This is a genomic window from Nocardia sp. NPDC059228 (assembly GCF_042754245.1).
Lineage (GTDB): Bacteria > Actinomycetota > Actinomycetes > Mycobacteriales > Mycobacteriaceae > Nocardia.
On sequence record NZ_JBHZAL010000042.1, the window covers coordinates 39,279 to 47,821 of the forward strand.

General features: G+C 67.0%; 9 protein-coding genes. 2 read left to right on the plus strand and 7 right to left on the minus strand.

Annotation, left to right across the window (positions count from 1 at the left end):
- Positions 1-264 precede the first annotated feature (264 nt).
- Complete coding sequence (locus ACFXKA_RS37270; protein WP_379430973.1) at positions 265-1,515, plus strand: lipopolysaccharide biosynthesis protein; 1,251 nt, start codon at positions 265-267, stop codon at positions 1,513-1,515.
- Here the strand turns inward: ACFXKA_RS37270 and ACFXKA_RS37275 are convergent.
- The 7 genes from ACFXKA_RS37275 to ACFXKA_RS37305 all read right to left on the minus strand — a co-directional run bounded on the left by ACFXKA_RS37275 (position 1,491) and on the right by ACFXKA_RS37305 (position 7,707).
- On the minus strand, positions 1,491-2,705 hold the full coding sequence (locus ACFXKA_RS37275; RefSeq protein WP_379430966.1) for an Ig-like domain-containing protein: 1,215 nt from the start codon (positions 2,703-2,705) through the stop codon (positions 1,491-1,493). The genes ACFXKA_RS37270 and ACFXKA_RS37275 overlap by 25 nt on opposite strands.
- 160 nt (positions 2,706-2,865) lie before the next feature.
- Entirely contained in the window at positions 2,866-3,768 is a 903-nt protein-coding gene (locus ACFXKA_RS37280) for a metallophosphoesterase family protein (RefSeq protein WP_379430974.1), read from the minus strand.
- Between the two features lie 68 nt (positions 3,769-3,836).
- Positions 3,837-4,334: a cupredoxin family copper-binding protein gene (locus ACFXKA_RS37285; RefSeq protein WP_379430967.1), complete on the minus strand. Its 498-nt coding sequence runs from the start codon at positions 4,332-4,334 to the stop codon at positions 3,837-3,839.
- A 114-nt stretch (positions 4,335-4,448) separates the two neighbouring features.
- Positions 4,449-5,144 (minus strand): Rieske (2Fe-2S) protein, encoded by a 696-nt coding sequence (locus tag ACFXKA_RS37290; protein WP_379430968.1) that lies wholly within the window; start codon positions 5,142-5,144, stop codon positions 4,449-4,451.
- Positions 5,141-5,713, minus strand: coding sequence for a sigma-70 family RNA polymerase sigma factor (locus ACFXKA_RS37295; RefSeq protein WP_354848240.1), 573 nt, complete (start codon positions 5,711-5,713; stop codon positions 5,141-5,143). Before ACFXKA_RS37295 ends, ACFXKA_RS37290 begins: the two co-directional genes overlap by 4 nt.
- Positions 5,714-5,874: 161 nt before the next feature.
- Positions 5,875-7,023, minus strand: coding sequence for a TDT family transporter (locus ACFXKA_RS37300; protein WP_379430969.1), 1,149 nt, complete (start codon positions 7,021-7,023; stop codon positions 5,875-5,877).
- Positions 7,024-7,140: 117 nt separating this feature from the next.
- Positions 7,141-7,707 carry a DJ-1/PfpI family protein gene (locus tag ACFXKA_RS37305; RefSeq protein ID WP_379430970.1) on the minus strand — a complete coding sequence of 189 codons (567 nt, stop codon included), beginning with the start codon at positions 7,705-7,707 and terminating at the stop codon, positions 7,141-7,143.
- Positions 7,708-8,054: 347 nt separating this feature from the next.
- Between ACFXKA_RS37305 and ACFXKA_RS37310 the strand changes: the two genes are divergently transcribed.
- Positions 8,055-8,543, plus strand: a 489-nt coding sequence (locus tag ACFXKA_RS37310) for a DUF1254 domain-containing protein (protein ID WP_379430971.1), incomplete at its 3' end; no start/stop codon positions are given.

Consider the following 8,543-nt stretch of genomic DNA (forward strand, 5'->3'; position numbering starts at 1 on the left):
GTCGTCGAGCCTACGTTGGAACCCGTTGCACAGGTTGGTGGTTGGTGCCCGGCACTCGACGGCCGCAGCCGCGGTGAATCAGGCTGGGTGACTGGGCGATTGATTTGAATGCGGGGTTACGTTTTGCGGTGGGTCGGGGGTTTGGGGTGGCGGGGGTGGGGAGGGGGCAGGAGAATTTCGGGGTCTGGCCGGAGTGCGCGGTCGGGGAGAAAGAGGACCGCTATGGCGGGACGGCGACTGGTGGGGACGGCGCTGGTCGGGCGGATGCGCGCGAAGGTGGCCGAGGATGGGCTGCTGCCGGTCTTGCGGGACATCGGGTTCGTCAGTCTCGGGAAGTACGGGCAGTTCCTGGTGACCGCGGTGACCGTGCCTTTGACCGCGCGGACGCTCGGGGTGAGCGGGGTCGGGCTGCTGGCCATCGGGATGTCGGCGTATTTTCTGGGCTCGCTGCTGGTGGACCTCGGCATCAATACGTTTCTGGCCGCGCTGCTGAACGAGGAGGGGCTCGACGAACTGCGGGGGAGTTACCTCGCGGTGCGGGGCGCGGGGCTGAGCATCATCGCGGTGGCGCTCACGGCCGGGCTCGCCGTCGGCGCCGGCCCGCACCTGCGCATGATCCTGCTGGGGCTGTTCGTGGGCGGATTCCTGTCCATGTCCGAGGACTGGCTGCTGGTGGGGCAGGCCAGATTCGGGGCCTCGATGACCTATCAGATCGCCGGCCGCGTGGTGTACCTCGTGCTGCTGGTCGCGGTGCTGCCACGACTTCCGCACGCCGAGGTGGTGCTGCTGTGCCTGCTGCTGTCGTCCGTGATCACCGTCGCGCTGACCTGGCGGGACGCCCACACCCGGTTCGGCCGCCCGGGACGCCCCACCAAGGTCGTGATGATCCTGCGCACCGGTGCGCCCGTGCTCGCGTCACGGCTGCTGGTGACCAGCTACGGCCAGGGCACCGCCACCGTCTACTCCTCGGTGCTGGACGCCGCCTCGCTCGGGTTGTATTCGGCGAGTGACAAACTCGTGCGCGCTTTGCAGTCGCTGCTCGATCCGATCGGGCTGGCGCTGCTGCCCCGCATGGCGCGCGAGCGCACCGATCCGGGTTTCTGGCGGCACGAGATGCGCGCACTGGCCGCCTGCGTGATCGTGGCCGCCGTTGCGGTGGTGGGGATCTGGGTGACCGCCCCGTTCGCCGTGCAGCTCATCTACGACGAGGATTTCCGCGCCGTGGTGCCGATCCTGCGCGTGGAGGTCTGCATTCTGGTCGCCACCGCCACCACCTCGTTCGTCACCACCGCCGTCCTGCCGGTGCGTCAGGACACCGCCGGCATCATGATCGGCGCGGTGATCGGAACAGCGGTGGCGGCCACCGCGCTGCTCCTCACCCTGCGCACCCACTCGGTGTGGACGCTGGTGTGGGGCACCGTGGCCGCCGAATTCTGTGTCGCCGCCTGGTATCTCGCGCGGACCGGTCAGCTGGCCGCGCGCGAGCGGGTTCAGGCGCTACCGGCCAGCCACTGATCCCAGCTCAGCGTCCAGTCGCCGTTCTGCCACACCTCGAGCGGAGCACCGCCGGTATTGTGCACCTCCACCACGTCACCGGGCTGCGCGAAGTTGAAGAACCACTGCGCGTTCTCGGCATTGAGGTTGAGGCACCCGTGCGAGGTGTCGGTATTGCCCTGCGCCCACACCGTGGAATCCAGCTGGTGCAGATAGATGCCGTCGGTGCTGATGCGCGTGGCCCAGCCGATGGCCTCCTTGTATCCGAGCCGTGAATTGACGGGCAGACCGTAGGTCGAGGAGTCCATGATGACCGGGTTGGCCTTGTCCATGACCGTGTACGTGCCCGGCATGGTCCAGAACGTGAACGTCTTGCCGGCGATGGTCTCGCTGCCGCCGCGGCCCATGGAGGTGGGCATGGTGCGGATCAACTGACCGTTCTCGAACACCTGCACCTGATGGGTGTTGTCGTCGGCGATCGACACGTGCGACGGGCCGATGACGAAGTTGGCCTTGGAGTCCTCCTGGCCGAACAGGCCGTTGCCGACCTCGACGCCGTAGAGGTTGGCCGCCACGTTCACCTTGGTGCCGGTCTTCCAGTACTCCTTGGGCCGCCAGTGCGCATTGCGGTTGTCCATCCAGTACCAGGCGCCGTCGACCGGCGGATCGGTGGTGACGACCAGACGCTTCTGCGCCGCGGCCCGGTCGGAGATGTCCTCGTCGAAGTGCGCGACGATGACCATGCCCACGCCGTAGCTGTTGCCGTCGACGATCGCCTGCCCGCCCGTGGTGTTCAGATACACCTTGGTCTGGTTCTTCGGGGCGATGGTGGTGAAGCTGGAGGTGACCGGACCGGTGGGACCGGTCACGTCCATGCCCGAGGCCTTCAGCGTGTACGTGCGGCTGTAGCCCAGTTGATCGTTCGGCTTCCATGCCGTCTTGTCCGGCGTGAAGGTGCCCTCGATGACCTTGCCGTCCTCATTGGTGAGCGACACATCGGTCAGCACGCCGCTGGAGGTGCTCACCTTCACCGGCGCCGACGGATCCACCTTGTCCGTGCCCTGTGCGGGGGTGATGGTGATGGACTGCGCGACCGGTGTGCGCGGACCCACATTCCCGCTCGGGAGATTGGACGAGCAGGCCGCCAGCACCAGCACCAATGCGATCAATACGCTCGCTGCGGCGTTCGTCCGAAAACGGCGGGGTGGCATAGCTTCCCTCCTGTAATCGCCGTGCGCCGCACTGCTGCACAGCATCTTGTTACTGCCCAGCGTAGTAGATTACCCTCCGTTCTAGATCTTCCATCGCCAGGTCGTGCTGACGAAATGACAACGATGTGAGACCCACGTGCGACACACCGTTGGGCAGTGGTCATTTCAGCGATTGTTCTTTGATAGCGAGTTGCTGTTGACCCTTCTGATACGTGACTTCGCGGATGCCGAGGGCGTCGTGCAGCTTGCCCGCGGGCAGCGTCACCGGCTTGGGTGCAGGCCCGTCACCGGGTTTCGGCAGCGGATACGCCGTGGTGGTGCCGCTGTAGAACGTCACATTGCCCTCGGTCTTCGTGAACAGTTGGTGCACATGACCGTTGAGGCAGGTCACCGAGGAGAACCGCTTCATGTAGCTGAGCGCCTGGGTGGCATCGTCTGTGCCCCAGCCCCATTGGGGGTACATGGCGAACAGCGGAATGTGGCTGAACACGATGATCGGTGTGTCACTGGACAATCCGGCCACGTCCTTCTGCACGAAGTCCAGCTGGTCCTGCCCGAGGTGTCCGAGATCCTTGAGATTGAGCGTATTCACCAACCCGATCACGTGGGCGCCGGCGATGTCGAAGCTGTACCAGCCGTCCCCGCGGGTGCCGTTCCCGAACGTCGACCGGTATCGGGAACCGCCCTCGTCACTCGAATCGTGTTCTCCCGGAACGGTGAACACGTGCGGAGTCTTGATCCCCTGCATCATCTGATGGACCTGATCGAACTGCTCGGCCGTGGCCAGATGCGTGAGATCGCCGGTGTGGATGACGAAGTCGGGCTCGTAGCCCAGCGAATTCACCTGTGAGATGGCCTCGGTGAAGGTATCGGTCACGCTGGTGTTGGCGGTTCCGGTGAAGCCGATGTGACTGTCACTGACCTGAGCGAACCGCAGCGTGGGCCGGGCGGGCGCGGCCAGCGCGGTGCCGGCCACGTGCGAGACCACCTCGCCGCCCACCACCGCCAGGCCCACGGCCGCGCCGAACCAGGCGGAGTGCCGCATGAGCTGGCGGCGGGTCATCTTCTGCGGATCGCGGGCCGCGTCCTCGTCCTCGAAGTCCGCGTATCGGTCGTCCGGGTTGCGAGTGTTCATTGGGTCACCACCACGGTCGCGTGCATGAAGGGATGAATCGAGCAGACATAGGCGAAGCTGCCCGCTTTCGAGAAGGTGAAGGTGTAGGTCGCGTTGTTGCCCAGCGTCGGCGAGCGGAAGCTGCCGTCGCTGGCGACCACTGTGTGCGGTTCCTCGTCCTTGTTTGTCCAGGTCACCGTGGTGCCGACCTTGACGGTCAGGGAGCTGGGCCCGAAGGCGAAATTGTCGATGTTGACAGCATTCGGGCCGGCCGGTGCCGCCGCCGCGGCGGACGAGCTCGGCATGGACATGCCGGGCATACCGGCCGGCCCGCTGCCGTCCGGCACCATGCCGGGCGTAGCGGTGCCGGAAGCGAAGGTGAAGCCGGGGGCGGCATTGTCCGTGGCTTTGCCGCCGCCGTTCGAGCTGCACGCGCTCGCCGTCAACAGGGCTGCCGCGGCGACGGTGACGGCGACGGCGACGGCTGCGCGCCGCCGGCTGCGGGTGGGTGTCATGGGGTCCGGGCCTCCATCCGGGATGGTTCCGTTCGCTGCTGCGAACCGGTCATCCATAGATAGGGGCGGGGGTTACATCGGACGGAAACCGCTGTGCACCAGCACTATTGGAGGCTAAGCGGGTTCGGTGGGCGCGAAAACCTCGATGGTGCCGTTGTTCTCGCGGACCTGGACGGTGGGCAAGGGAGCGGGCGCCACCGGCAGTTGATGGGTGACCACCTCGCCCTGGATGGAGAAGGAGGTGGAGTGGCACGGGCAGCGCAGGCGCTCGGCCGGGGCATCGAGCCACAGCTTGCAGCCCTGATGCGTGCACACGCCGGAAACCGCGACCGGATTCCCCTTGTCGCGGCGCACGAATCCATTGACGGTGCCGACATCGAACGCGATCGTCGCGCCCTCCGGCAGATCCGCGGAGCGGGCGATCGGCAGCCACGCGCCCGTATTGGGGGACAGCGGGGCCTGCTTGGCGGCGGGCGGGGAACCCGGCTGCCCGTGCCCGATCAGGGTCCGATCCACCACCGCGCCGACCGTGGCGGCGGCCGCGGCCGCGGAGGTGCCGATCAGCAGGTTCCGGCGGCGGTAACCGTTCGCCGGGTGCAAGGGGGTCGGCTCCTCGTCCATCTCGGCCGCGAGCCGGCGCTGCAGACTGCTCAGGAACTCCTCGCTGGGCGCGTCGCTGCCCAGGCGCGCGGCCCGCAGTTCGATGGCCGTGCGCATCTCCTCGGCCTCGGCCTCATCGGGCCGGAAGCCCGTGGACTTCTTGCCGGCCAGTAGTTCATCGACGAACCGCCGCACTTCCCGCCCGCTCACCGCACACCTCGCTCATTCAGCTGGGACGCCATCTGTAACGCCCGATGCTGCAACACCTTCGCATTCGCCACCGTGACACCGAGGCTCTGCGCCGACTCCCGGACCGAAAGCCCCTGGAGAAAGCGCAGTTCCAGAATGCGGCGGTAGCGGTCCGGGAGTTCGGCCAGCACCGCCTTGGCGCGGGCCTCCGCCCCGGAGTCGTGGAACTCCTCGGGCGGATCATCGGGGATGTCGCCCTCGATGGTGGTGATCTCCCGGCCCATTCGCGCCTTCCAGTGCGCGGCCAGCACCGTGCGCGCGGTGGCGCGCAGGTAGGCCCGCACCTCCGGGGCGCTCGCCGTGATGCGCAGCGGTTTGAGCGCTGCCGTGAACACCTCGGCGGTGAGATCCTCGGCGTCGGCCCGGTTGCCGACCTTGCCGAACATCAACGCGTACACCCAGGTGACATTGTCCCGGTACACCGCTTCCCAGCTGGCGTAGCTGTCACCGGACACCAGCCGCAACTCCCGACCCGAGCTCGAGCTCGAGACAGGCTGCGTCCGGTGCTCGGATTCGACCCGTCGCACCATGAACCGCCGCTTCCCGCATCCAACGAATACAACGACGCGTGTTCACGTCTGTCAGTAGATAGCGCCCGGGGTTACAGCGGGGACTTTTCGGTGGTATCGCAACGAATTCGTCCCCGGGTGGATCCGGCCGGATCCACCCGGGACGTACGCTGATCGCGCTGTCAGCGCACGGGTCGCAGCAGATCGCCCCGCAGCACGCCCTGCACGGTCCTGGCGGCGACCACGGCCCAGGCGGCGACCAGCAGGGTGTACAGGCCCACGGCGGTGACGGCGAACAGGTCGGCGCCGGTGTGCAGGTAGAGCGCGGTGCTGCCGGTGACGCAGCAGCCGAGCGGGAAGGTGAAGCCCCACCAGGTCAGGTTGAACGGCATGGAGGTGCGGGCGTGCCGGGTGACGGCAATGGCCAGCGCCAGCCACAGCATGGCGAATCCCCAGGTGGGAACGCCGTAGAGGACGGCGAAGACATCGAGCCCGGCGGCTGTGCGGTCATCCACGACGCCGGGGGCGACATTGGCCAGGCTGCCCGCGGCGGTCACCGACTGACCCAGGGGACCGAGCACCAGCCAGACGGTGGCGACCATCCCGGCCGGCGGCAGGCCGTGATGCAGCAGCCGCGACCAGATCAAGGTGATGGTGACCAGCGAGGCGATCAGACTCAGTCCGAACATGGCCAGACAGGCCACGAACATGGTCAGCCGCAGCTGCCCGGCCGGAGTGTGCGGCACCAGCAGTGCGCCCAGCGCGGCGGACACCATCGGCGGCACCAGGGGCATCAGCCAGCCGCCGAAGGCCGAGTCGGGATCGAACGTGTGCCGGGTGATCATCCGGTAGGGAATGGCGGCGGCGGTCATCAGCCCGAAAACCGTTCCGGCCGACCACAACACCCAGTCGACGGTCACCGCGGCGGTCGGGCCGATGATGTCCTTGCCGAGCAGCAGGGTGCCCGCGCCCACTGTCAGCAGGGCCATCGGCGGCGCGCCGTAGAACTGCATCATGATCGGGTGCAGCCCGTGTCCACGGGCCTCCTGCGGATACCGCCGCCAGTGCAGGACCCAGGCCCCGGCCAGCACGGTCAGCAGCAGCGCGGCCAGCGCCCACACCAGGGTGGCGACGCCCTTCAATCCGGGGAACTGCATCGGCAGGGTGGCGGCGGCATTGGCGATGATGCCGGTGCCCATCACCGCGGCGAACCAGTTCGGCGCCAGGTACCGCAGCGGCTGCCGCCCCTCGCCCGCGCCCGCCGCCGTCGGGGTACTCACCTGTGCGGCGGAAGCTGCGGCAGCGGTTCGGCGGAAGGTCACGGTGGTCATGCCTCAACCCTCGCGGACCGGCACTGCCCCCGGTAGCGCTCATAATTCGATGGATGCATAGATCGGTTCTATGCCCGACCCCGGTCCAGTTCTATGCCGCCACGATGTGCTGGATTGTCAGGCGGTGGGCGGAGCGGATTTGCGCAGCACGTCGAGGAAGGCGCGCATCCATTGCGGATGGTCGGGCCAGGCGCGCCCGGTGATCAGATTGCCGTCGACATGGTCCGGGCTGTCGACCCATTGCCCTCCGGCCGCCACCACATCGGGTTCGAGCGCCGGGTAACTGCTCGCGGACCGGTCCCGCAGCACGCCCGCGGCGGCCAGGATCAGCGGCCCGTGACACAGTGCCGCGATCGGCTTGTCCGTTTCCGCGAAGTGCTGGACGATCCGCCGGCAGTCCTGGTCCCCGCGTAGATACTCCGGCGCCCGCCCGCCTGGAATCACCAGCGCCGTATACCGGCTCGGATCAACCTCCGCGAACGCCAGATCAGCAGGCCAGGTCCGTCCCAGCTTCTCGGTATAGGTGTCGAACCCCTCGGTGAAGTCGTGGACCACGAACTGCAACTGTTTCCGAGCCGGAGCCGCGATATCGACCTCGTACCCCTCTTCCAGCAATCGCTGATAGGGATACATCACCTCGAGGTCCTCGGCGGCATCCCCGGTGATCAAGAGCACCTTCGTCATGGCGCACCTCCCAGAGAATGGTATCGAGACCGCTCATCACCCAACCCCTTTTCGGAACACCTGATCGCATGATCCGGTGCCGTATCGCGATTCGGACGCGGCGGTCACGCGGGCTGGATGGCGGGGAGCTTCCAGGACGAAGGCTCGCCAATGATTCGCTATGAAGGTCGTATCTGATCGATAGGCAACCACGATGGGGCGATCGCGGGTATGGAAGCACAGATCATGTATGGAATCCGAAACATCTATTTCGACATGGCCTTCCAGATCCCTGGGTATTTAGCTAATGATTGGCTACCGTGCGGGAACGGCCTTTTCAGGTTCCCATACCGACAGGAGCGGCAGCCATGCCCGACGGTGTTCCCGGATTCCCGATCTCGCGACGCGGATTGTTCGGTGCCGCAGCCGGATTGGCGGCTACGGCCGCGCTGGCGGCGTGCGGCAGCTCGAAGGATTCGTCCACGTCGTCTACCACCACCGCCGCCGCGGGCGGTAGCGATCCGAAGTCGATCGCGACCGACGCCTACATCTTCGGCTACCCGCTGGTCCTCATGGACGCCACCCGCGCCACCGCCGCGCCGACCAACACCCTGCTGCGGTTCGACAAGACACCCAGCCCCGACGACAAGACCGTCGTCACCCCGAATGTCGACACCCTCTACAGCCAAGCGTGGCTGGACCTGCGCGCCGAGCCGATGGTGTTGCAGATTCCGGTCATGCCCGACGGGGCTGCTGCAGGGTTAGGTGACAACCGAGATGGCTTGCCGAGAGGCGGGCCTGAGAGGATGTCGCAGTGCCCAAGCCGTATCCGAAAGAGTTCCGCGACGATGTCGTGC